The organism is Streptosporangium subroseum, assembly GCF_900188345.1.
Taxonomy (GTDB): domain Bacteria; phylum Actinomycetota; class Actinomycetes; order Streptosporangiales; family Streptosporangiaceae; genus Streptosporangium; species Streptosporangium subroseum.
The window spans coordinates 95,788-117,821 of the sequence record NZ_FZOD01000004.1 but is presented as its reverse complement, the minus strand read 5'-3'; the positions used below and the strand labels follow the sequence as shown (position 1 = coordinate 117,821).

18 protein-coding genes are annotated in these 22,034 nt (G+C 70.1%); 16 read left to right on the top strand and 2 right to left on the bottom strand.

The window, feature by feature from the left end; translation table 11 throughout:
- Positions 1-12: 12 nt before the first annotated feature.
- On the bottom strand, positions 13-1,056 hold the full coding sequence (locus CHC08_RS05740; protein WP_089206095.1) for an ABC transporter ATP-binding protein: 1,044 nt from the start codon (positions 1,054-1,056) through the stop codon (positions 13-15).
- A gap of 213 nt (positions 1,057-1,269) precedes the next feature.
- Between CHC08_RS05740 and hisI the strand changes: the two genes are divergently transcribed.
- The 13 genes from hisI to CHC08_RS05675 all read left to right on the top strand — a co-directional run bounded on the left by hisI (position 1,270) and on the right by CHC08_RS05675 (position 11,608).
- Complete coding sequence (hisI, locus tag CHC08_RS05735; RefSeq protein WP_089206094.1) at positions 1,270-1,617, top strand: phosphoribosyl-AMP cyclohydrolase; 348 nt, start codon at positions 1,270-1,272, stop codon at positions 1,615-1,617.
- Complete coding sequence (locus CHC08_RS05730; RefSeq protein ID WP_179281900.1) at positions 1,614-2,213, top strand: TIGR02234 family membrane protein; 600 nt, start codon at positions 1,614-1,616, stop codon at positions 2,211-2,213. The genes hisI and CHC08_RS05730 overlap by 4 nt, the downstream gene beginning before the upstream one ends.
- Before the next feature lie 197 nt (positions 2,214-2,410).
- A complete protein-coding gene (locus CHC08_RS05725) occupies positions 2,411-2,809 on the top strand; it encodes a DUF4190 domain-containing protein (RefSeq protein WP_089206092.1) in 399 nt (132 codons plus the stop codon).
- Positions 2,810-2,931: 122 nt separating this feature from the next.
- Entirely contained in the window at positions 2,932-3,345 is a 414-nt protein-coding gene (locus CHC08_RS05720) for a DUF2752 domain-containing protein (RefSeq protein WP_245878150.1), read from the top strand.
- 168 nt (positions 3,346-3,513) lie between these two features.
- On the top strand, positions 3,514-4,323 hold the full coding sequence (gene trpC, locus CHC08_RS05715; RefSeq protein WP_089206090.1) for an indole-3-glycerol phosphate synthase TrpC: 810 nt from the start codon (positions 3,514-3,516) through the stop codon (positions 4,321-4,323).
- A gap of 3 nt (positions 4,324-4,326) precedes the next feature.
- Positions 4,327-5,571, top strand: coding sequence for a tryptophan synthase subunit beta (gene trpB, locus CHC08_RS05710; RefSeq protein WP_089206089.1), 1,245 nt, complete (start codon positions 4,327-4,329; stop codon positions 5,569-5,571).
- A 70-nt stretch (positions 5,572-5,641) separates the two neighbouring features.
- Positions 5,642-6,436 carry a tryptophan synthase subunit alpha gene (gene trpA / locus CHC08_RS05705; RefSeq protein WP_089206088.1) on the top strand — a complete coding sequence of 265 codons (795 nt, stop codon included), beginning with the start codon at positions 5,642-5,644 and terminating at the stop codon, positions 6,434-6,436.
- 368 nt (positions 6,437-6,804) lie between these two features.
- Positions 6,805-7,335: a MauE/DoxX family redox-associated membrane protein gene (locus tag CHC08_RS05700; protein WP_245878149.1), complete on the top strand. Its 531-nt coding sequence runs from the start codon at positions 6,805-6,807 to the stop codon at positions 7,333-7,335.
- Positions 7,335-8,087: a DsbA family protein gene (locus CHC08_RS05695; protein WP_089206086.1), complete on the top strand. Its 753-nt coding sequence runs from the start codon at positions 7,335-7,337 to the stop codon at positions 8,085-8,087. Before CHC08_RS05700 ends, CHC08_RS05695 begins: the two co-directional genes overlap by 1 nt.
- A 27-nt stretch (positions 8,088-8,114) precedes the next feature.
- On the top strand, positions 8,115-9,368 hold the full coding sequence (lgt, locus tag CHC08_RS05690; protein ID WP_245878148.1) for a prolipoprotein diacylglyceryl transferase: 1,254 nt from the start codon (positions 8,115-8,117) through the stop codon (positions 9,366-9,368).
- Positions 9,365-10,069, top strand: a complete 705-nt coding sequence (locus CHC08_RS05685; protein WP_089206085.1) for a VIT1/CCC1 transporter family protein — start codon at positions 9,365-9,367, stop codon at positions 10,067-10,069. Before lgt ends, CHC08_RS05685 begins: the two co-directional genes overlap by 4 nt.
- 3 nt (positions 10,070-10,072) lie before the next feature.
- Positions 10,073-10,960: a hypothetical protein gene (locus CHC08_RS05680; protein ID WP_143653121.1), complete on the top strand. Its 888-nt coding sequence runs from the start codon at positions 10,073-10,075 to the stop codon at positions 10,958-10,960.
- Between the two features lie 30 nt (positions 10,961-10,990).
- Complete coding sequence (locus CHC08_RS05675) at positions 10,991-11,608, top strand: hypothetical protein (RefSeq protein WP_089206083.1); 618 nt, start codon at positions 10,991-10,993, stop codon at positions 11,606-11,608.
- A gap of 160 nt (positions 11,609-11,768) precedes the next feature.
- On the opposite strand, the gene CHC08_RS05670 is transcribed toward CHC08_RS05675, so the two are convergent.
- Entirely contained in the window at positions 11,769-13,514 is a 1,746-nt protein-coding gene (locus tag CHC08_RS05670; RefSeq protein WP_245878147.1) for a bis-aminopropyl spermidine synthase family protein, read from the bottom strand.
- A 202-nt stretch (positions 13,515-13,716) separates the two neighbouring features.
- On the opposite strand from CHC08_RS05670, the gene gltB reads away from it, so the two are divergent.
- From gltB to CHC08_RS05650, 3 genes are all read left to right on the top strand, one after another.
- Positions 13,717-18,222, top strand: coding sequence for a glutamate synthase large subunit (gene gltB, locus CHC08_RS05660; RefSeq protein ID WP_179281899.1), 4,506 nt, complete (start codon positions 13,717-13,719; stop codon positions 18,220-18,222).
- 184 nt (positions 18,223-18,406) lie between these two features.
- Positions 18,407-19,885 carry a glutamate synthase subunit beta gene (locus CHC08_RS05655; RefSeq protein ID WP_089206081.1) on the top strand — a complete coding sequence of 493 codons (1,479 nt, stop codon included), beginning with the start codon at positions 18,407-18,409 and terminating at the stop codon, positions 19,883-19,885.
- A 163-nt stretch (positions 19,886-20,048) separates the two neighbouring features.
- Positions 20,049-21,716, top strand: coding sequence for a S8 family peptidase (locus CHC08_RS05650; RefSeq protein WP_089206080.1), 1,668 nt, complete (start codon positions 20,049-20,051; stop codon positions 21,714-21,716).
- Positions 21,717-22,034 lie beyond the last annotated feature (318 nt).

Here is a 22,034-nt window from a genome sequence, read left to right as displayed (position 1 = left end):
TGACTGCCTTTCCTACGAGACGCCTTCTTGCGAGACGATCGCGAACTCGTGCCGGCGGTGCCAGACGAGGCGGACCCTGGTGCCCCGCAGACCCATCACGTCCATGGACGAGACCTGCAGGTTCTGCTGGAGGGCGATGAGCCGCCCACCCACGTCGAGCTCGACCACGAACCGGGTGGCGGGCCCGGCGTAGACGACCTCCGAGACGGTGCCCGTCGCGCTGTGCTCGGCGGCGTCGACCGCGTCGTCGAGCCCGGCGACGCGCAGCTTCTCCGGCCGCACGCTGAAGGTGCCCTCCCTGCCGAGCACGGCCTGCGCGGCCTCGCCGGAGATCAGGTTGGAGGTGCCGACGAATCCCGCGACGAAGGGGCTGACGGGTTTTTCGTAGATGTCGGCCGGGGTGCCCACCTGCTCGATCCGGCCGCGGTCGAACACCGCCACCCGGTCGCTCATGGTCAGCGCCTCCTCCTGGTCGTGGGTGACGAACAGGAAGGTGATTCCCACCTCGCGCTGGATCGACTTGAGCTCCACCTGCATCTCCTCGCGGAGCTTGAGATCCAGCGCGCCGAGCGGCTCGTCGAGCAGCAGCACCCGGGGGCGGTTGACCAGGGCGCGGGCCAGGGCCACCCGCTGGCGCTGGCCGCCGGAGAGCTGGTTCGGCCTGCGCCGCTCCAGACCCTCCAGCCGGACCGACTCCAGCGCGGCCAGGGCTCGGGCACGGCGCTCGGCCTTGGGGACCCGCTTCACGCGGAGGCCGTACTCGACGTTGTCCACCACGTTCATGTGCGGGAACAGCGCATAGTCCTGGAAGACGGTGTTGACGTCCCGCTCGAAGGGGGCGAGCCGGGTGACGTCCACCCCGCCGAGCTCGACCCTGCCGGAGGTGGGGGCCTCGAAGCCCGCGATCAGCCGCAGAACGGTGGTCTTGCCCGAACCCGACGGCCCGAGCATGGCGAAGAACTCGCCGTCGGCGATGTCGAGGTCGACACCGGCGACCGCGGCCACGGCGCCGAAGCTCTTGCTGAGGCCGCTCAGCCTCACAGCTGGGTCTGACATGGCGAAAACCTATGAGGCCAAATCTCTCACCGCAAGGCTCGTCGCGATATCACCGGTGCGGGCCGCCGGGGGCGAGGCATCCGTGCCGGCTCCCGCGATCGGGCGGACGGGATGGCCGCCCAGTGTGCGGCAGCCGTGATCGCCGATGAGTCCGGGGTCTCGTCCGGCCATGCCGGACGCCGTACCTCTCCCTGGTTGCGGCACAATTGCGGCATGTCCCTTGACCCAGCCATCGCGGCACGACTGAAGCGCACCGGCGACGGGCTGGTGCCCGCCGTCGTCCAGCAGTACGACACCGGCGAGGTGCTGATGCTCGCCTGGATGGACGACGAGGCGCTGCATCGCACGCTCACCTCCGGCAGGGCCACCTACTGGTCGCGCAGCCGCGGGGCCTACTGGGTGAAGGGCGATACCTCCGGCCACGTCCAGCACGTCAAATCCGCCGCCCTCGACTGCGACGGCGACACGATCCTGCTCAAGGTCGACCAGGTGGGCGCCGCCTGCCACACCGGCGACCGGACCTGCTTCGACGCCGACGAGCTGACGGTGGCCTCGGCGTGACGGCCAGGCGGGCGCTGTGGACCTGGGTGATCGTGTGCGTGGCGGGCGCCGCGCTCGTGCTGCTCACCGCCGGGCGCGACTGGTTCACCGTGACGTACGGCGTGCGCAAGGTGGCGGTCTCCGCCGCGGAGCTCGCTCCCGCGCTCGGCCCGGCGGCCTGGGCGGGGCTCGCCGCGGTGGTCGCCGTGCTCGCGACCAGGGGCGTGTGGCGCAGGATCATCGGTGGCGTGATGGCGCTCTGCGGGGCCGGAGTGATCGCCGCGGCCTGGTGGGGGAGCGGCGCGAGCGCGGCGCTGCGGATCTCGGCGAGTCAGGCGCCGATGACCGGAGGAGGCGCTCCGCAGGTCGCCTCCGTCGTCGCCTGGCCGCTGATCGCCGCGGCCGGGGGACTGCTCCTGCTGGGCGGGGGAGTGACGGCGGTTCTCAGAGGTGGTCGCTGGCCCGGCATGTCCGACCGCTACGACCGTCCCGGCGCGAATCCCGAAGGCGCGGGCCGTACCCTCGCCGAGAGTGCTCCCAGTGAGCGGGCGCTGTGGGACGCCATCGATCTCGGCACCGACCCCACGGCCGGACCGGAGAACAGGGAGCAGCGCTGACAGCGCTGCCCCGTTCCCTCGTTCCCTCGTTCCCTCGTTCCCTCGTTCCCTCGTTCCCTCGTTGCTCCGTTGCTCCGTTGCTCTGTTTCCTGGTTGCCTTTCCGGCCACAACTTGCTCACAAGGCGGGCGGGGCTCCTCGTCCACGGCGTGTTTTAGCTAGGATTTCGCCCGCAACTTGCATATAGGGGAGCTATTCATGAGCTATGGGAATCAGCCGGGTGGTTACGGACCGCCTCAGGGTGGCGGTTACGACTCCGGTGGGTACGGTTCCGGCGGGTACGGCACGCCGCCCGGCGGCCATGATCCCTATGGCGGCTACGGCTACGGCGCGCCGCCGCCCCGAGGCAACAACGGCATGGCCATCGCCGCGCTGGTCATGGGCATCGCCGGACTGTTCGCGTGCGGTATCACCTCGATCGTGGGCGCCGTGCTCGGCCACATCTCGCTGAGCCAGATCAAGCGGACCGGCGAGGAGGGGCGGGGCATGGCCATCGCCGGTCTGGTCCTGTCCTACTTCGGCATCGCCTGCTGGGTGCTGGTGCTGGGGGGACTCCTCTTTCTGGGCATCATCGGCTCGACCAGCATGCCGGGCTAGCCGGGGGGCGACGGGGACGACGGGGACGACGGGGACAGGGCTTCGCTCCCCCTGAGTATCGTGGCCGGTGGCGGGTCGCCGCCGGTGGGGAGTTCGGGCGAATCATGGTGACGGGGAAGATCGTGAGATCGCGTGGGGCGCGGGCGCGGGCCCTGCTGGCGCCGCTCGGCACCGCGGCGGTGGTCGGCGCCGCGACGGTGTTCGTGAGCGCGGTGGACCCGAACGAGCCCGGTCACTACCCCACCTGCCCGTTCCTCATGCTCACCGGGCTCTACTGCCCGGGCTGCGGTGGGCTCCGGGCCGTCTACGCGCTCGCCCACGGCGACCCCGTCACGGCTCTGGGGCTCAATCCGTTCGTGGTGGTCCTGGTGCCGGTGCTGGTCGTGCTCTGGGGGCGCTGGGCGCTGCGATCCTGGCGTGGAGCGTCATTTAACGGTAAATCCATACATACTGCCTATATTTGGATATTTCTCGCTTTAATGATCGCCTTTTGGGTGGCGCGAAATGTTCCCTTTGGGGAATTCCTGGCGCCCTAGTCACCTATAGGCGTTACCCGGTGGCAGGGCGACCTCGGCCGGGCCGATACCATCGGCGAGACAGGGCAATCGACCGGGAGGGACCTTACTCGTGAGCGAGCGGAGCGAGCGAACCATGGGCACGGCAACGTTCGCGGACCTGACCTCGGAGCTTCGCGAGGAGGACAGATGAGCGTGCTGGAGGAGATCCTCGAAGGGGTCCGCGCCGATCTGGCCGAGCGGCAGAAGAGCGTATCGCTGGCCGAGCTCAAGGAGCGGGCCGGGCGGGCTCCCGCACCCCGCGACGCCTACGCGGCGCTGGGCGGCGACCCCGTGGCGGTCATCGCCGAGGTCAAGCGTTCGAGCCCGTCAAAGGGGGCACTGGCCGCGATCGCCGACCCCGCGGCACTCGCCGCCGACTACGAGTCGGGCGGCGCCCACGTCATCAGCGTGCTGACCGAGAGGCGCCGCTTCGGCGGCAGCCTCGAGGATCTGGCCGCGGTCCGCGCCGTCGTCGACATCCCGGTGCTGCGCAAGGACTTCATCGTCACCTCCTACCAGCTCTGGGAGGCCCGTGCCTACGGCGCCGACCTGGCGCTGCTGATCGTGGCCGCGCTGGACCAGAACGCGCTGGTCTCGCTCATCGAGCGGGCCGAGTCGATCGGGCTGACCCCGCTGGTCGAGGTGCACACCGAAGAGGAGCTCGACCGGGCGATCGAAGCCGGAGCAAAGATCATCGGCATCAACGCGCGAGACCTCAAGACCCTTGAGGTGGACCGCGAGGTGTTCGCCAAGCTGGCGCCCAAGATCCCCGAAGGCATCATCAAGGTCGCCGAGTCGGGCGTGCGCGGCCCCCATGACCTCCTCGCCTACGCCAGGGCCGGTGCCGACGCCGTCCTGGTCGGCGAGAGCCTGGTCACCGGCAAGGACCCGCGGGCCGCCGTGGTCGACCTGGTCACCGCCGGTGCCCACCCCGCATCCCGACCCGAGGGGCAGTAAGCAGTGACAGCGCAAGAAGGAACCGTTCTCACCACCGCCGACCTCGCCGGGAACGGCGCCCACGGCAACGACCCGGATATCCACGGCAAGTTCGGCGTCTTCGGCGGACGCTACGTGCCCGAGGCGCTCATCCCGGCGCTGGACGAGGTGGCGGCCGAATACGACAAGGCCAAGAACGACGTCGCGTTCATCCGTGAGTTCGACCACCTGCTGCGCACCTACGCCGGGCGGCCGACCACGCTGACCGAGGTGTCCCGCTTTGCCGAGCAGGCGGGCGGCGCCCGGATCATCCTCAAGCGCGAGGACCTGACGCACACCGGCGCCCACAAGATCAACAACGTGCTCGGCCAGGCCCTGCTGACCAAGCGGCTGGGCAAGACCCGGGTGATCGCCGAGACCGGCGCCGGCCAGCACGGCGTCGCCACCGCGACCGCCGCCGCCCTGATGGGCCTGGAGTGCGTGATCTACATGGGGGCCGTCGACTGCGAGCGCCAGGCGCTCAACGTCGCCCGCATGAAGCTGCTCGGAGCCACCGTCATCCCGGTCACCAACGGCAGCCAGACCCTCAAGGACGCGATCAACGAGGCCTTCCGCGACTGGGTCGCCAACGTCGACCACACCCACTACCTCTTCGGCACCATCGCCGGGCCGCACCCCTTCCCGGAGATCGTCCGCGACTTCGCCCGCGTCATCGGCGTCGAGGCCCGCCGCCAGATACTGGAGCTCACCGGCAGGCTGCCGGACGCGATCGCCGCGGCGGTCGGCGGCGGGTCCAACGCGATCGGCATCTTCCACGCCTTCCTCGACGACGAGGGCGTCCAGCTGCACGGTTACGAAGCCGGCGGCCGCGGGCTGGAGAGCGGTGAGCACGCCCTCACGCTCACCCAGGGCTCCGTCGGAGTGCTGCACGGCTCACGCACCTACGTCCTGCAGGACGACGAAGGCCAGACGATCGAGTCCCACTCGATCTCCGCCGGTCTCGACTACCCCGGTGTCGGCCCCGAGCACGCCTGGCTCAAGGACACCGGCCGCGCCTCCTACCACGGCATCACCGACGCCGAGGCGATGGACGCCTTCTCGCTGCTCTCCCGTACCGAGGGCATCATCCCCGCGATCGAGTCCTCGCACGCGCTGGCGGGGGCCCTCAAGCTCGGGCGCGAGATGGGTCCGGAGGCGACCATTCTGGTCAACCTCTCGGGCCGCGGCGACAAGGACATGGGCACCGCCATGAAGTACTTCAACCTCTGACGACCGACTTGCTTCCCCTCCGGCCGCGCCCGGAGGGGACGGAGGCCACGAACCGCAACGGAACTCAACGATGACGACTCTTCAGACGGTGTTCGCCAAGGCGAAGGCGGACGATCGCGCCGCCCTCATCGGATACCTGCCCGCTGGATTTCCCACGCAGGACGGCGCGATCGCCGTCGCCACCGCCATGGTGGAGGCGGGCTGCGATGTGATCGAGATCGGCCTGCCCTACTCCGACCCGCTCATGGACGGCCCGACGATCCAGGACGCCGTGCACAGGGCGCTGACCAACGGCACCCGCATCGCCGACGTGCTGCGCACGGTCGAGGGCGTGGCCAAGACGGGCGCCGCCACGCTGGTCATGACGTACTGGAACCCCATCGACCGCTACGGCGCCGAGCGTTTCGCCCGTGACCTGGCGAACGCGGGCGGGACGGGCACGATCACCCCCGACCTGACCCCCGAGGAGTCCGAGCCCTGGCGTACGGCCAGCGCCGCGGTCGGGATCGACACGGTCTTCCTGGTCGCGCCGAGCTCCCCCGAGACGCGCATCAAGGCCGTCATCGACAGCTGCACCGGTTTTGTCTACGCGGCCTCGCTGATGGGCGTCACCGGCGCCCGCGAGTCGGTCGGCTCGGCGGCGCAGGGCCTGGTCGAGCGGACCCGCGCCCACACCGACCTGCCGATCTGCGTCGGCCTGGGCGTCGGCACCGGCCGGCAGGCCGCGGAGGTGGCGGGCTACGCCGACGGCGTCATCGTCGGCTCGGCGTTCATCCGCCGCGTCCTGGACGCCCCCGACGAGGCCTCCGGTCTGGCCGCGGTCCGCGCGCTGGGCGCCGAGCTGGCGGCGGGCGTCCGAGGCTGATCGTTTCATCGGGAATCTCATCGAGAATGCGGCCGTCCGGCAGGGCGGCCGCATTTTCGTTTCCGTTCCGGGCTGGCCGTTTCCCACTACCCTGAGATCCGCGTCGATCGCGGTGGGTAGCCGTTCCGGTGGTGTCATGCCGCCCTCCCGGCGTGTCCGAGGGCTCAGATTGCTATCGTGGTACTCCGTCCATCGTCACTCTCCCTTCTGCTTTAGGCCGACCGGTTTATCCGACGCTTATCCAGCTCATGATGGGGTTTCCTTCAGATACAGCGGGCACCCGCAGGGGACGGCCGTGCCGGGCGCCCGGATAGGAGACGAAGGTGCTTGTGACTTCCGATAAGCCCGCGCCTCTTAGGTCGCGTGCGGTGGGTTCAACGCTACTCTGGGTAACGACCGTCTCGCGTCTGCTGCTGGCGGGCGTGCTGATCGTCGCTGGTTGGGGCAAGATCGGCACTCCTGTGCTCTCGGTGCAGGCGGTCAAGGCATACGAACTGCTTCCATACTCTCTCGCCACGGTGGTCGGCTACGGCCTGCCCATCCTGGAGATCGTCCTAGGGGTGTTGCTGATTGTCGGGCTGCTCACCCGTGTCGCGGGCGCCATCTCGGCGCTGCTCATGCTGGCGTTTGTCATCGGCATCGCCTCGGCGTGGGCCCGCGGGCTGCGGATCGACTGCGGCTGCTTCGGCGGCGGAGGTCCGCTCAAGGCGGGAGTGGAGCCCAACTATCTCTTCGACATCGTGCGGGACTTCGGCTTCTTCGTGCTCGGCGTGCTCATCGCCTGGTTCGCACCAGGACGGTTCGCGCTGGACTCCGCGCTGGGGCTGGTCCCCGGGCAGGAGCCATACGACGGCATCGAGGGTGACGAGGAGGAGCCCCATGAAAAGGAGAACCACTGATGGGCAAGGCCGCGCGGGATCAGTCAGCGCGTGACCGCGTCAAGGCGCAGCGCGAGGAGCAGCGGCAGAAGGAGCGGATGAGGCGCATGGTGACCATTGTGGCCGCCGTCGTGGTCGCACTGGCCGCGGTCGGGGCAGGCTGGTGGGTCGCGGCCAAGGGCAGCGAGTCCGAGCAGGCCACCACGGCGATCGCACCGATCACCGTTGACCCGGACGGTTCCGTCGTGATGGCCAAGGCGGGCGTGGAGAAGCCCGTCCTGGACGTCTACGAGGACTTCCAGTGCCCCGCGTGCAAGGCTCTGGAGGAGACCAGCGGAGCCACGATCAAGAATCTGGCGGCCGAGGGCAAGGCCAAGGTGGTCTACCACCCGATCACGATCTTCACCACGCCCGTCACCCGTGGCAACTCCGTCCGTGCGGGAGCCGCCGCCCGCTGCATTCCCGGCGGCACACCGTGGATCACGTATCACGACAGGTTGTTCAAGGAGCAGCCTTCGGAGACCGCGGAAGGTTTCAAGATCAATGATCTGGTCGCCTGGGGCAAGGAGGCGGGAGTCACCGCTCCGAACTTCGAAAAATGCGTGACCAGTCAGGAAAAGGCACCCGCACACATCGCGTACAGCACCAAGATCCTGGATACCCAGAAGCTCACGGGCACGCCGACGCTGAAACTCGACGGCAAGGAGCTGAGTCAAGACGTGGCCTTCAAGCCGGCCTCGCTGCGTCAGGCTATTCTTGATGCCGCAAAGTAGTCTGCGAACACGGTAACGTCACCTGACATGCCCCTCGCCTCGATTCCCAGCCCCTCCCAGGGGGTCTGGCATCTCTTCGGTGTGGTCCCGCTTCGGGCCTACGCACTGTGCATCGTGCTCGGCGTCATCGTCGCGGTCGTCATCGGTGAACGCCGTTGGCGCGCCCGCGGCGGTGAGCCCGGCACGATCGTGGACCTCGCCGTCTGGGCCGTGCCGTTCGGCCTGGTCGGTGGTCGCCTGTACCACGTCATCACCGACTGGCAGCTCTACTTCGGACCCAACGCGCCCAATGAGCCGATCGAGGCGCTGTACGTCTGGAACGGTGGTCTGGGCATCTGGGGCGCCGTCGCCCTCGGTGCCCTGGGAGTGTGGTTCGGCTGCCGCAACCGGGGACTCTCCCTGGGCGCGGTGGCCGACACCATCGCCCCCGGCATCGTGATCGCCCAGGCCATCGGCCGATGGGGCAACTACTTCAACCAGGAGCTGTTCGGCAGCCCCACCGACCTGCCGTGGGGCCTGGAGATCGACCCCGACAGGCCGGGCACGGTGCCGGGCGTGGACACCTACCACCCCACGTTCCTGTACGAGTCGATCTGGGACCTGGCCCTGGGCCTCGCCCTGATCTGGGTCGGGCGCAGGTTCGCCCTGCGCCACGGCCGGGTGTTCGCGCTCTACGTCGCGGGCTACACCGTGGGCCGGTTCTGGATCGAGGGCCTGCGCGTCGACACCGCCCACCACATCCTGGGCCTGCGGCTCAACCAGTGGACCTCGATCATCGTGTTCATCGGCGCGATGATCTACTTCTGGTACGCCAGGAACAAGACCAACGACGAGCAGGTCGGCATGACGCCGGAGCTCGCCCTGGGCTCGCCGGGCGCGGAGGGTTCCATCGACCCGGCGCACCCGTCCGACCAGGCTGACGACGAGGCTGACGCCGCCGACACCGCTGACGGCGAGGGGTCTTCGAGGCGCGGGGAGCCGGAGGCGATCGCGAGCACGCCGGGCGAAGGCGCTGTGGCTGCTGCGAATGCCGTGGATGTCGAGGAATCCGCCGATCCGGCGCATCCGGCCGACCAGGCCGACACGTCCGGCCCCGCGGGCGAGGAGCCTCAGGACCTGCCCCAGAGCGTCGTCGTGACCGAACCGGCTCGGGAGCCCGGCGCGGACGACGAGCGTCACAAGGTGGCGGCTGAGAAGGTCGTCGTGCCCGGGAAGGACGGCGCTCTCCACGAAGACGTCACGGTCGACGCCGTGTCCGAGGGAGAGAAAGAGCGGCGATGAGCCCGGGGGGCCGCGCCGAGATCCATCATGAGCATCGTGATGTCAACGGCGGCTGGCTGCGTCCGTCGGTGTTCGGCGCGATGGACGGGCTCGTCTCGAACTTCGCCCTGATCGCGGGGGTCGCCGGCGGAACGGCCAGCACCAGGGTCATCGTGCTGGCCGGGGTGGCCGGCCTGGCGGCCGGCGCGTTCTCCATGGCCGGCGGCGAGTACGTCTCGGTGGCCAGCCAGCGAGAGCTCGCCCTGGCCGAGATCGACGTCGAACGGAACGAGATCGAGCGTCATCCCGAGGCCGAGCAGGAAGAACTGGCCAAGTTCTACGAGGGCCGCGGCGTCGACCCCGTCGTGGCGGCCGAGGTGGCCAGGCAGATCTCGATGGATCCGGTGAAGGCTCTGGAGGCGCACGCCAGCGCCGAGCTCGGCGTCACGCTTGAGGATCTGCCCTCGCCGAGGATCGCCGCGCTCTCCTCGTTCCTGTTCTTCAGCGTGGGCGCGCTCCTGCCGCTCCTGCCGTATCTCCTGGGGGTCACCAGCCTGGTGACCTCGGCGGTGCTCTCCTGCCTGGCCCTGTTCGGCGCGGGTGCGCTGGTCTCCCGGGTGACCGCGCGCAGCTGGTGGTACAGCGGGCTCCGCCAGCTTCTCGTCGGTGTGGTCGCGGCCGGCCTGACCTTCACCCTGGGCAACCTCCTGGGAGGGAGCTGACCGATGAGCACACCCCCGCGCAGACGCCGCCGCAGTCCGGTCAGGTCGACCCAGGCAGTGAAGGAGCCACAGGAGCCGAAAGCGGCGAAAGAGCCGAGGCGGGCGAAAAAGCCGAAGGAGCCCTGGAGCGTCCCCCGCCTTGAGGAATGGGGCCTGAGCCGGCTCCAGCAGCGGCTGGTGGTGGGCGTCGGGTCGGTGGTCGGCGTGGTGGTCGCCGTGGTCGGCTTCATCCTGGCGGTCAACGCGATCGGCAGCACCTACGTGCCCGAGCGGGCCGCCTCCTCGGCCATCGGCAGCCAGCCCCGGCCCGACACCTACAAGGGCTGGGTCTCGCCCAAGCTGTTCGCGCCGATCGCGCAGAGCGAGGCCGACCCCAAACCCCTGACGCTGAAGGACGTCTTCGCCGAGAAGACCCTCAAGGGGGACAGGATCACGCTGCAGCTGGCGGGCACCCACCTGGACGCCGACTGCGCGACGGCCGTCTGGGGCCAGGAGCTTGTGGATCTGCTCGCCGAGGGAGGGTGCACCCAGGCCGCCCGGGGCATCTACACCAGTTCCGACGGCCGCTACGTCGCCCAGTACACCCTGCTCAACCTGCGCGACACCGCCTCCGCCGACGCGCTCGTCCAGACGCTGACCACCCTGCACCGGGGCGGCTGGGTCCAGATCCTGGAGGCGGACAAGGCGGTCTTCCCCGTCGGCGGTCACACCGAGGGCAGCGGCCACGCGATGGGCCACTACGTGGGCCTGGTCTGGTACGGCCGCGCGGACGGCGCGGATCCGGGCCCCAGGGACGACTTCCTCTCCCTGGGCCTGACGGTCCGGGGCGCGGAGAAGGCGGTGTTCCGCCGGGTCGTCGCGGCCGATCCCAGCGCGGCTCCGGCACCCTAGCCCCCGCCGGTCCCAGTAGGGTCGTCTGTCATGCGTAAGTGGATCGTCGGCGTCGTGCTGGTCGTGGTCGCCGGGGCGGCGGTGTTCCTGTGGTCGCGGGGCGGTGAGGCCGCCCCGCGTGCGGCCGTCTTCCGCGGCGAGCCGACCTCGGCCCACTACGATCCCATCGCCACCCGCGCCCTCGACCCCGAGCCGCTGACCGTCGCCGAGATCTTCCCCGGCGGGTCGGTGACCTCGGGCGCGGTCACGCTCACGGTCAAGGGGACCGAGACGCTGACCGACTGCGCCCAGGCGGTGTGGGGCAGCGCCGAGGGCGCGGTCGCCGGGTGCACACAGGCGCTGCGGGCCCGCTACGAGACCCCGGACGGCCGGATCTCCGGGCAGTTCCTCATTTTCAACCTGGCCGACTCCGCCGCCGCCGACAAGCTCGTGGCCGCCTTCGGGAGCGGCGGTTTTGTACGGCTCGCACCCGGCACGCCCGCCGGTTTCGACGGCGCCCACAGCTGGGCCCAGGCCCGCGCCCTGGGGCATTACGTCACCCTGAGCTGGGTCGGCCCGGCGGCGCCGGAGGACCAGGTGGACCTGACCTACGCGCAGGTGGCGGTGGACGGCCTCAGCCTGACCATCCAGCGGCGGCTGCTGCTCTGAGGGAGCTTGCCGCCGGGCCGGGGATCTCCTCCGCTCGGTGGCGTGCCGCCCGGGGGCCTGCCGCTCCGCCGCGTCCTGCCCGCCAGGTCCCGCCCAGGGGCCGGCCGCTCCGCGATGTCTCGCCCTCAGCCGCGTTTCGCCCGGGGTCCGGGCCGTCCCGCTACGTCTCGCTCGGCACGGTCAGCGAGCTCGCCACCGCGGCGGGGAGCTCCTGGAGGCGGTGAGCGGGAAGTTCGAGGACGGTGACGTCGTCGGCCCAGGGGGCGACGGCGGTGATGACCGCCCTGGCCTGTTTCTTGGTCAGATCGCCCCGGGCTCTGATGAGGGCCTCGCGCCAGGTGTTGGCGAGCTTGCCGTGGGCGTTGTCCAGGATGCGGCGCAGGATCCGCCCCATGTCCGTGGTGGGAGGCGGCAGCCGTACGACGTGAACGGCGCTCCCGTCGGCGGTGAGCTCGTAGACGGGGGAGAGCAGGTCGGCGGGCAGGTCCTTCGGCGGCCCGGCCAGCGTGATCCGGATGTCCTGGGCGCGGGTGGCCAGCAGCAGCCGGGGGAGCGCGGCCTCCAGGGCGGCGGGGACGGCTATCGCGACCCGGGCGGGGTCGGTGGCGTAGGGCTTGGCGAGCCAGGTGGTCAGGCGCGCCCGGGGCACCTTGGGAAACACGTCCCCCGGCCACTCGCCGACCAGCACCTCGGGGGTGAACTCGCCGAGAGAGGTGGCCGGTGCGGGCACAGAGAGACCGGCGGGGCCGGAGGGAGAGCCGGTGGACTCCACGGACTGCGGGCCCTGGGTGTAGATGGCGGTGCCGTAGCCGTCGACGCGGGCGGCCACGGCGGGCCAGGTCCTGGTGGTGGGACGCAGGACGTAGAGGTCGGCGGCCGAGCCGATGGCCTCCGCGCCGAGATAGCGGTTGAAGTCGGGATAGATCGCCTCGTTGACGAGGTTGAGCTGGGACAGGGCGTGCTGCACCTTGAGGGCGAGAGCCGGGGTGCGCTCGCTCGCGCCGTAGGCCAGCAGGATCCTGCCCTGCTCGCGGTCGCGGAGCCCCTCCACGCCGCGGGCGACGAACAGCCCGACGCCCTCGGGGGTGTAGGGCGGGTCGGTGATCACCAGGTCGGCCCAGGCCTGAGCCGAGGCGGGCAGACCCAGGCGCAGGTCCGCCCAGCGGGTCCGTACGTTGAGGCCGAGCCGGTCGGCCTGGTCGGCGATGTAGGCGAGGATGCGCTCGTCGAGGTCCACGACGGTCACCTCGATTCCGGGGTGCAGCATCGCGGTCGCCAGCGAGGTCAGGTCGTGGTCGCCCACGCACAATAGCCGGGCGCCGTCCAGCCAGAACCGGGCGTCCAGCAGCAGCGCCCGCCTGACCACGGTGTCGGCCGTCGCGGCCACGTGATCCAGCGTGTGGCGGCCGCGGGGCGCCTTGGCGATCAGCTCGTCCATTCGCGCGAGCAGGCCGGTGTGATCCGGCAGCAGGTGTGCCACCGGATCGGCCGGTACGGCCTTGCTCACGGTGAAGCCGGTGAGGCCCGCGCGGCCGGCCGGACCCGTGGGGCCGGTCAGGCTCGCCGGGCCCGTGAGACCCGTCGGGTCCACGGGACTCGCCGGGCCCGTGGGATCCGTCCGGTCCGTGGGATCCGTTCGGTCCGTGGGATCCGTCCGGTCCGTGGGATCCGCGAGGCCCGCCGGGGGTTCGGGGAGCCGGAACCGGTCGCCGGACCGCTCCAGCTCGACCTCGCGCAGCAGGGACTCGATGGTCCGCCGTGACGTCGCGGTCTCCCGGACCAGCTCCGCGAGCGTCCACCAGCGCCCGTCGCTCAGCGCCGCCAGCGCGTTCCGCAGTCGCCTGCCGTCCACTCCCGCACGCGCGACGAGCGTCATCAGCGGGTCCATCGGGCCACTCGGTTCCATTGGCCCACCTTAAAGCCCGGACCTGGAATGCCTCGCCACGCTGCGGCGTTCAACGAATCGGGGCGAACCAGCACTAAATACGTGCGATTCGGACCGGGTAGGCAGGTTTCCGGCAGGGTACGGTAATGTCTACCCACCACGCAGCAGGGCCAACGTCGTCCCTTTGCTTGTTCCAAAGAAGCAAGACGACGGGAGGGATTCAATGCCTGCTGCCCACCTCGGCTTTCCCGAGCCTCAGGGCCTGTACCACCCCTCGCACGAGCACGACGCCTGCGGTGTCGCCATGGTTGCGGATGTGGCTGGACGCCGTAGTCACGACATCGTCGCGAAGGCCTTGACCGCGCTGTGCAATCTCGATCATCGGGGGGCCCAGGGTAGCGAACCAGACACCGGTGACGGAGCCGGGATCCTGACGCAGATCCCCGATGCCTTCCTCCGCGCGGTGGTAGATCTTTCCCTGCCCCCGGCCGGCGCCTACGCCGTCGGCATGGCCTTCCTGCCCAGCGACTCCGAAGCCCGCGAGATCGGCGTGCGGATGATTGAGGAGATCGCCGCGGAGGAGGGCCTCACGGTCCTCGGCTGGCGCGACGTCCCGGTCGACGCGGAGCTTCCCGGGCCCAGCGCCCGCGCGGTGATGCCGTTCTTCCGGCAGCTGTTCGTGACCTCCCCGAACGGCGAGACCGGCCTCGACCTCGACCGGCTGGCCTTCTGCCTGCGCAAGCGCGCCGAGCACGAGGTGGACGTCTACTTCCCCTCGCTGAGCTCCCGGACGATCGTCTACAAGGGCATGCTCACCCCGCTGCAGGTCGAGGCGTTCTTCCCCGACCTGAGCGACGAGCGCTACGAGACCGCGATCTCACTGGTCCACTCGCGCTTCTCCACCAACACCTTCCCCTCCTGGCCGCTGGCGCACCCGTACCGCTTCATCGCCCACAACGGCGAGATCAACACCGTCAAGGGCAACCGCAACTGGATGCGCGCCCGCGAGGCGATGCTGGAGACCGCCAACATTCCGGGCGACCTGTCGCGGCTCTTCCCGATCTGCGACCCGAGCGGCTCCGACACCGCCTCCTTCGACGAGACGCTGGAACTCCTCCACCTCGCGGGGCGCAAGCTGCCGCACGCCGTGCTGATGATGATCCCCGAGGCGTGGGAGGGTCACACCGAGATGGACCCCGCGCGGCGGGCGTTCTACGAGTTCCACTCCACGCTCCTCGAGGCCTGGGACGGCCCGGCCTCGATCACCTTCTCCGACGGCACCCTGGTCGGCGCGGTCCTCGACCGCAACGGGCTGCGCCCCGGCCGGTTCTGGGTCACCGCGGACGGACTGGTCGTGCTGGCCTCCGAGGCGGGCGTGCTCGACATCGCGCCGGAGAACGTGGTCAGGAAGGGCCGCCTGCAGCCCGGCAAGATGTTCCTGATCGACACCGAACTCGGCAAGATCATCGAGGACGACGAGATCAAGGCCGAACTGGCCGCCGAACTGCCCTACGCCGACTGGCTGCACGCCGGACTGGTCCGCTTCGAGGAGCTGCCGGCCCGCGCGCACGAGATCCCGACCCACGAGGCGCTGATCAAGCGGCAGCAGACCTTCGGCTACACCGAGGAAGAGCTGCGCATCATCCTGTCGCCGATGGCCAAGGCGGGCATCGAGCCGATCGGCTCGATGGGCACCGACAGCCCCGTCGCGGTGCTCAGCGAGAAGCCCCGCCTGCTGTTCGACTACTTCAGCCAGCTGTTCGCACAGGTCACCAACCCGCCGCTGGACGCGATCCGCGAGGAGCTCGTCACCTCCCTGGCCAGCACGCTCGGCCCCGAGGGGAACCTGCTCGACCCGGGCCCGGTCTCCTGCCGCCAGCTCGTGCTGCCCTACCCGGTGATCGACAACGACGAGCTCGCGAAGATCATCCACATCAACGACGAGGGCGCGCTGCCGGGCTTCCACCCGCACGTGATCTCCGGCCTGTACGAGGTCAGAGGCGGCGGCGAGGCACTGCTCCACCGCATCGAGGAGATCTGCGCCGAGGCCTCCGAGGCGATCAGGGGCGGAGCACGGGTCCTCGTGCTCTCCGACCGGGGCTCCTCCGACGTCCTGGCGCCGATCCCGTCGCTGATGCTCACCGGCGCCGTCCACCACCACCTGATCGCCGAGAAGACCCGCACCCGGGTCGGCCTGGTCATCGAGACCGGCGAGGCCCGCGAGGCGCACCACATGGCGCTCCTCATCGGGTACGGCGCGGCCGCGATCAACCCTTACCTCGCCATCGAGACCGTCGAGGACATGGTCGCCTCCGGAATCCTGGAGATCGACAGGCACAAGGCCGTGCGCAACCTCATCAAGGCGTACGGCAAGGGCGTGCTGAAGGTCATGTCCAAGATGGGCGTGTCCACGGTCGCCTCCTACACCGGCGCCCAGATCTTCGAGGCGCTCGGCCTCGGCCAGGACGTCATCGACACCTGCTTCGCCGGGACGACCTCCCGCCTGGGCGGCATCGGCTTCGACATCCTCGCCCAGGAGGTCGCGCTCCGCCACCAGCGGGCCTACCCGCGCGCCGAGAACGCGCACCGCCGCCTGGACGTCGGCGGCGAGTACCAGTGGCGCCGCGAGGGCGAGCCGCACCTGTTCAACCCCGAGACCGTCTTCAAACTGCAGCACGCCACCCGCTCGCGCCGCTACGAGGTCTTCAAGGAGTACACCGGCCTGGTGGACTCCCAGGCCGAGCGGCTGATGACCCTGCGCGGCCTGTTCAAATTCAAGGAAGGCGTCCGCGAGCCGGTCCCGATCGACGAGGTCGAGCCGGTCAGCGAGATCGTCAAGCGGTTCTCCACCGGTGCGATGTCCTACGGCTCCATCTCGATGGAGGCGCACGAGACCCTCGCCATCGCGATGAACCAGCTGGGAGGCAAGTCCAACACCGGCGAGGGCGGCGAGGACTCCGAGCGGCTGAACGACCCCGCCCGGCGCTCGGCCGTCAAGCAGGTGGCCTCCGGCCGCTTCGGCGTGACCTCGGAATATCTCGTCAACGCCGACGACCTGCAGATCAAGATGGCCCAGGGCGCCAAGCCCGGTGAGGGCGGCCAGCTGCCCGGCCACAAGGTCTACCCGTGGATCGCCAAGACCAGGCACTCCACCCCCGGCGTCGGCCTCATCTCGCCGCCGCCGCACCACGACATCTACTCCATCGAGGACCTCGCCCAGCTCATCCACGACCTCAAGAACGCCAACCCCGCCGCCCGGGTGCACGTCAAGCTCGTGGCGGAGGTCGGCGTCGGCACGGTCGCGGCGGGCGTGTCCAAGGCCCACGCCGACGTCGTGCTCATCTCCGGCCACGACGGCGGCACCGGCGCGTCCCCGCTGACCTCGCTCAAGCACGCCGGCGCCCCCTGGGAGCTCGGCCTGGCCGAAACCCAGCAGACACTGCTGCTCAACGGCCTGCGCGACCGGATCACCGTACAGGTGGACGGCCAGCTCAAGACCGGCAGAGACGTGATCGTCGCCGCGCTGCTCGGCGCGGAGGAGTACGGCTTCGCCACCGCCCCGCTGGTCGTCTCCGGCTGCGTGATGATGCGCGTGTGCCACCTGGACACCTGCCCGGTCGGCGTCGCCACCCAGAACCCCGAGCTGCGCAAGCGGTTCACCGGCAAGCCCGAATTCGTGATCAACTTCTTCGAGTTCATCGCCGAGGAGATCCGCGAACACCTCGCCGCGCTGGGCTTCCGCAGCCTCGACGAGGCCGTCGGCCACGCCGAGATGCTGGACACCACCTCGGCCGAGCAGTACTGGAAGGCCGGCGGCCTGGACCTCGCGCCGATCCTGCACCAGCCGGAACTGCCCGCGAGCGCCGCGCTCCGCCGCACCCAGGGCCAGGACCACGGGCTGGCCAAGGCCCTGGACCACACCCTGATCCAGCTCGCCGAAGGCGCGCTCAAGGACGGCCGGCGGGTCACGCTCGACCTCCCCATCCGCAACGTCAACCGCACGGTCGGCACCATGCTCGGCCACGAGGTGACCAAGCGGTACGGCGGCTCGGGCCTGCCCGACAACACCATCGACATCCGCTTCACCGGCTCGGCGGGCAACTCCTTCGGCGCCTTCCTGCCCAAGGGCATCACGCTGCGGCTGACCGGCGACGCCAACGACTACCTCGGCAAGGGCCTGTCAGGCGGCCGGATCACGGTCCAGCCACACGACGAGGCCCCGCTGGAAGGTCACATCATCGCCGGAAACGTCGGCCTGTACGGCGCGACCTCCGGTGAGGCGTTCGTCAGGGGCGTCATGGGGGAGCGGTTCTGCGTCCGCAACTCCGGCGCCACCGCGGTCGTCGAGGGCGTCGGCGACCACGGCTGCGAATACATGACGGGCGGCAAGGTCGTCGTCCTCGGCCCGACCGGCCGTAACTTCGCGGCGGGCATGTCCGGCGGCATCGCCTACCTGCTCGACCTCAACCTCGCCCGGGTCAACCGCGAGATGGTGGAGATCGAGACGCTGACCGAGGCCGACTCCGAAGCACTGCGGGAGATCGTCGAGGCACACATGACCGAGACCGGCTCCACGGTGGCCAAGACGCTCCTCACCGACTGGGACCCGTCCCGCTTCAGCAAGATCATGCCGAAGGACTACAAGCGGGTCCTGAAGGCCGCCGAATCCGCCCGGCTCGAAGGCCGCGACATCGACGAGGCCGTCATGGCCGCGGCGGTCCAGGGATGACGCCGATGCCGGCACAGACCGGCGACCACGGCAGGCCGCGCTCACCGGGCCACCCCGGAACGACGCCCGCCGGCGGTGCCCGCCGCCCGCGCTCATCGGACCGTCCGGCGACGACGCCGGCGTCGACCCAGGCCGTCACCGGCCGCGCCCACCAGACCGTTCAGGATTAAGGGAGGTACGACCGATGGCTGACCCTAAGGGTTTCCTCACTCACGAACGCGAGCTGCCGGCCCGCCGCCCCGTGGATGTCCGCATCCGCGACTGGCGGGAGGTCTACCAGGACTTCCCCAAGCCCGAACTGACCAAGCAGGCCGCGCGCTGCATGGACTGCGGCATCCCGTTCTGTCACAACGGCTGCCCGCTCGGGAACCTCATCCCCGAATGGAATGACCTCGTCTACCGCGACGACTGGCAGGAGTCCATCGAGCGCCTGCACGCCACCAACAACTTCCCGGAGTTCACCGGCCGCCTGTGCCCGGCTCCGTGCGAGGCGGCGTGCGTGCTCGGCATCAACTCCGACCCGGTCGCGATCAAGCGGGTCGAGGTCGAGATCATCGACCGCGCCTTCGCCGAGGGCTGGGTCACCCCCCGGCCCCCGACCTCGAAGACCGGCAAGAAGGTCGCGGTCGTCGGCTCCGGCCCCGCCGGCCTGGCCGCCGCCCAGCAGCTCACCAGAGCCGGACACGACGTGGTGGTGTTCGAACGCGCCGACCGGATCGGCGGCCTGCTCCGCTACGGCATCCCCGAGTTCAAGATGGAGAAGCGGCACATCGACCGGAGACTCGCGCAGATGCGGGCCGAGGGCACCGAGTTCCGCACCGGCGTCAACGTCGGCGTCGACATCACCGCCGCCCGGCTCCGCGAGGAGTACGACGCGATCGTCCTGGCGGGCGGCGCCACCCAGTGGCGCGACCTGTCCGTCACCGGACGCGACCTCGGGGGCATCTACCAGGCGATGGAATACCTCCCCCCGTCCAACAAGGTCCAGGAGGGCGACTACCCCGTCTCCCCGATCAGCGCCGAGGGCAAGCACGTCATCGTGATCGGCGGCGGCGACACCGGAGCCGACTGCATCGGCACCGCGGTCCGCCAGGGCGCCGCGTCGATCACCCAGCTGGAGATCATGCCCCGGCCCCCGGAGACGCGCCCCGGCAGCCAGCCGTGGCCCACGTTCCCCATGCTGTTCAAGATGGAGAGCGCCCACGAGGAACTGGCCGAGGGCGGCGGCGACCGGGTCTACGCGGTCTCCACCACCGAGTTCGTCGGCGACGCCGACGGCAACGTCCGGGCACTGCGCCTGGTCGAGGTGGAAGGCCCGGGAGCGGGATTCAAGCCGATCCCCGGAACCGAACGGGAGATCCCGGCCGAACTGGTCGCCCTGTCCATGGGCTTCGTCGGCCCGGAGAAGAACGGCCTGCTGCAGGAGCTCGCCCAGACCGCCGGAGACGAGTTCTTCGACGCCCGGGGCAACGTCGCCCGCGACAAGGGCTACATGTCCTCCGTGGACGGTGTGTTCGTCGCCGGAGACATCGGCCGCGGCCAGTCCCTGATCGTGTGGGCGATCGCCGAAGGCCGTTCCGCCGCCTCGGCCGCCGACCGCTACCTCACCGGCCAGACCGCCCTCCCGGTCGCGATCCCGCCGACCGCCCGGCCACTGGTCTGACGACATCGCCGGTGTTGCCGGTACGGCATGCACGCCGTACCGGCAACACCGGCATTGCTTTTCCTGCCGTACGGTGATGGGGATACTAACGGCGGACAGATTGCTTGACTGGTTGCATGCCTGAAGGGTGACCTCTTTTGATCAGGCCCGGTACGGAGGATCGATGAATCGCGGGACCAGACGCCTGACGGGCGCGGCGACGATGGCCGCCCTGGCGGCAACCCTCACGGCCGGCACCCTCACAGGCGGAGCCACCGGAGCCACAGCCGCCACCGGGCAGACCCGCGACTACCTCGTCTTCTACGCCGACGGCGCCAAGGACCGGGCGCTCGCCGCGATCAAGAAGGACGGCGGCACCACGCTGTCCACCGAGGGCAAACTGGGATACGTCGTGGCCAGAGGGCCGGGCACCCGCTTCATCGAAAGCCTGGCGGGCAGCGACGCCGTCGCGGGCGTCTCCTCCAACCGCGAGATCGGCTTCGCCGCGTCGGACGCCGCGACCGCCCCCACCAGGGGAAGCGCGTCGGACATCCCGGCGGTCAAACTGTCCGGCGGCGCGGAACCACTGGCCGGACAGCAGTGGGACATGAAAATGATCGGCGCCACCGCCACAGGCTCCTACGCCACCGCACCCGGCAGCAAAAAGGTGCTGGTCGGCATCATCGACACCGGCGTGGACGGCAAACACCCCGACATCGCCCCCAACTTCAACCTCGCGCTGAGCCGAAACTTCGTGACCGACCGCCCCAACGACTCCACCGGCAAAACCCTCGACGGCCCCTGCGAGTTTCCCGGCTGCAAGGACCCGGCCGACTGGGACGACGACGGCCACGGCACCCACGTGGCCAGCACGATCGGCTCACCGGTCAACGGCCTGGGCATCGCCGGCGTCGCCCCCGGAGTGTCCCTCGTGAACCTGCGCGCCGGCCAGGACTCCGGCCTGTTCTTCCTCAAGCCCAGCCTCGACGCGCTCACCTACGCCGCCGACGCCGGCATCGACGTGGTCAACATGAGCTACTACGTCGACCCGTGGCTGTTCAACTGCCCGTCCAACTCCGCCGACTCCAAAGCCGAGCAACTCGAGCAGCGCGGCGTCATCACCGGCATGCAGCGCGCCATCGACTACGCCCGCAAGCGGGGCGTCACCCTGATCAGCGCCCTCGGCAACGGCTCCACCGACCTCGGCAAGCCCAAGTCCGACGCGACCAGCCCCGACTACCCCGCCGACAGCGAGCGCGTCCGCAAGGTCGACAACTCCTGCATCAACGTCCCCGCCGAGTCCAAGGGCGTCATCTCGGTGTCGGCGGTCGGCCCGACCGAGCGCAAGGCCTACTACTCCGACTACGGCAGCGAGCAGGCCGACCTGTCGGCGCCGGGCGGCGACGAGTACGACGGCGGCAAGAAGGCCGATGTCACCAGGACCGTCCTGGCCGCGGCCCCCGAGCACGTACTCCGCAGCCAGGGGATGCTCTCCGCGAGCGGTGAGCCGCTGAGCCCCTCGGTCGTCCGCGACTGCCTGAACGGCGCCTGCGCCTACTACCAATATCTCGCCGGCACCTCCATGGCCTCCCCGCACGCCACCGGCGTCGCCGCCATCCTGATCAGCCGCTTCGGCAAGCCCGGCAAGGGCGGCGTCACCATGCCCCCCGAAGACGTCCAGCGCCTGCTCTACGCCACCGCCGAGAAGAAGTCCTGCCCCTCACCGCGCAAGTACGTCTACCGCATGGAGGGCCAGGAGATCACCCAGGTCTGCGAAGGCTCCAAGGCCGACAACGGCTTCTACGGCCACGGCATCGTCGACGCCGGCGAGGCGGCCAAGGTCGCGCCCTAGAGCCCCGCGGGAAGCGCCGTCGGGCCTGTCCCACCGGAAGCCCGTCGGCTGAATGCTCCGGACCGAGCGGAAACTCATCGGCCGGGCGCTCCGGAGCGCGTTGAGACCGCCTGCCGGGCGCTCCGGGCTGAGCGGGAAACCCATTGGCTGAGGGTTCCGGACTAAGCGGGAAGCTCGTTGGCTGAGCACTCCGGACCGAGCGGAGGCCCGTCGGCCGAGCGCTCCGGGCCGAGCCCGGCAGCCGACAATCCGGCAGCGGGACAACCGCGTCACAGGGGACTTTCACAGGTCACGCCCGAGTTCGGACATGCCAAAATT

Bases quoted from the DNA above. Each gene is read 5' to 3' on its own strand.
- CHC08_RS05670 (WP_245878147.1), bottom strand. From the start codon at position 13,514: ATGGAACCGAGTGGCCCGATGGACCCGCTGATGACGCTCGTCGCGCGT.
- gltB (WP_179281899.1), top strand. From the start codon at position 13,717: ATGCCTGCTGCCCACCTCGGCTTTCCCGAGCCTCAGGGCCTGTACCAC.
- CHC08_RS05675 (WP_089206083.1), top strand. From the start codon at position 10,991: ATGCGTAAGTGGATCGTCGGCGTCGTGCTGGTCGTGGTCGCCGGGGCG.
- trpC (WP_089206090.1), top strand. From the start codon at position 3,514: ATGAGCGTGCTGGAGGAGATCCTCGAAGGGGTCCGCGCCGATCTGGCC.
- CHC08_RS05655 (WP_089206081.1), top strand. From the start codon at position 18,407: ATGGCTGACCCTAAGGGTTTCCTCACTCACGAACGCGAGCTGCCGGCC.
- lgt (WP_245878148.1), top strand. From the start codon at position 8,115: ATGCCCCTCGCCTCGATTCCCAGCCCCTCCCAGGGGGTCTGGCATCTC.
- CHC08_RS05725 (WP_089206092.1), top strand. From the start codon at position 2,411: ATGAGCTATGGGAATCAGCCGGGTGGTTACGGACCGCCTCAGGGTGGC.
- trpA (WP_089206088.1), top strand. From the start codon at position 5,642: ATGACGACTCTTCAGACGGTGTTCGCCAAGGCGAAGGCGGACGATCGC.
- CHC08_RS05685 (WP_089206085.1), top strand. From the start codon at position 9,365: ATGAGCCCGGGGGGCCGCGCCGAGATCCATCATGAGCATCGTGATGTC.
- CHC08_RS05650 (WP_089206080.1), top strand. From the start codon at position 20,049: ATGAATCGCGGGACCAGACGCCTGACGGGCGCGGCGACGATGGCCGCC.
- CHC08_RS05740 (WP_089206095.1), bottom strand. From the start codon at position 1,056: ATGTCAGACCCAGCTGTGAGGCTGAGCGGCCTCAGCAAGAGCTTCGGC.
- CHC08_RS05695 (WP_089206086.1), top strand. From the start codon at position 7,335: ATGGGCAAGGCCGCGCGGGATCAGTCAGCGCGTGACCGCGTCAAGGCG.
- hisI (WP_089206094.1), top strand. From the start codon at position 1,270: ATGTCCCTTGACCCAGCCATCGCGGCACGACTGAAGCGCACCGGCGAC.
- CHC08_RS05680 (WP_143653121.1), top strand. From the start codon at position 10,073: ATGAGCACACCCCCGCGCAGACGCCGCCGCAGTCCGGTCAGGTCGACC.